This window comes from Acinetobacter sp. 228, assembly GCF_048147885.1.
This window is the reverse complement of the sequence record NZ_JAYWYV010000423.1, coordinates 1-1,179: the sequence shown is the minus strand read 5'-3', so window position 1 is coordinate 1,179 and position 1,179 is coordinate 1. Positions and strand designations below refer to the sequence as shown.

At 40.6% G+C, this 1,179-nt stretch carries 1 protein-coding gene and 1 pseudogene; both read right to left on the bottom strand.

Annotated elements, in window-relative coordinates; translation table 11 throughout:
* A partial coding sequence (locus tag VXQ92_RS19550) for an HlyD family secretion protein (protein ID WP_416682912.1) occupies positions 1-604 on the bottom strand: 604 nt, incomplete at its 3' end.
* Positions 601-1,179: pseudogene (locus VXQ92_RS19545) on the bottom strand (MFS transporter); the annotation flags it as partial. The gene VXQ92_RS19550 and the pseudogene VXQ92_RS19545, both read right to left, overlap by 4 nt.

Here is a 1,179-nt window from a genome sequence, read left to right as displayed (position 1 = left end):
ATTGGTTGAGCTGATACTGCGCATCAATGACTTTTTCTTTACTGCTGTCCAAGTCGGCATATTGCTCGGTCAATGTGGTTTTTGATTGTTGTGTAATCAATCTAGATTCAGCACCAAGTGCCTGTAATTGCTCATAGCGTGCGGTATTATCTTTGGTGAGTTTAATGCCGGCTTCTACTTTTCTAAGCTGGGCCTCTGTTTCTCGAATAACAGTTGGTTGTCTTTCTACTGCCAGCATTGCTTCATTTAAGTCAGCTTGCGCTTTGGCATAATTAGATTCAGCTTCAGCTAAAGCCGCCTGATAATCACGTGCATCAATCCGTGCCAAAAGCTGGCCTTTTTTTACGGTCTGGTGATCTTTAATATAAATTTCTTCAATATTACCTGACACTTTGGGAGCAATGGTTGAGTACTCGACATCTACCCGTGCATCGTCAGTTTTAACAACGGAAGAAGGTAAAAATATAACTTTTAAAATCCATAAAATGGAAACTAGAACAATAATAAATGCAATAACCATAACCCAGTGTTTCTTAAGATATTGCATCTTTGTTAACTTGGGCGACTCGGTCATGGAGTGATCTTGGGCTTCGAGAGTACTCATAAAGATTTTCCTGAGTTATGACTATTCATTAACTTAATGAGAGCAATGCGTGGTGGATAAGTTCTAACTGGCAAAATCAGCATAACAATAAATAAAATTGCAGTAAGTCCCGCTAAAATCAGATATTGATCACTAATGACTAAAACAGATTGCTGTGCCTGAATCGCAGAATTTAAGGCAGATAAACCACCGGAAACACGTTCGGTACCATCTGCACTCAGCACAGGCGGGGTAAGAGGATTAATAACAGAACCTTGAATATTTTGAAAAACATGTTGTGCAGTATTTTCAATCAGCCGTGTTGAATGGTATTCACCACGTACTCGATTGACCCAGTCTAAAAGGCACACACCAAGTACGCCGCTAATAGCACGCGGGGTGTTAATCATAGGTGAAGCATAGATTGCCATAGTTGGGTGGACACTATTTGTACCCATCATGAGGAGCGAAAGCACTACACAGGTTTGTCCTAAACATGAGATTGCATGCCAAAAATAGAATTGGTCTTGGTTCCAAGTCGTATCAAGCTGACTTGCACCTAAGCAGCCAACCATAACCAAAAGTAAACCAAACCC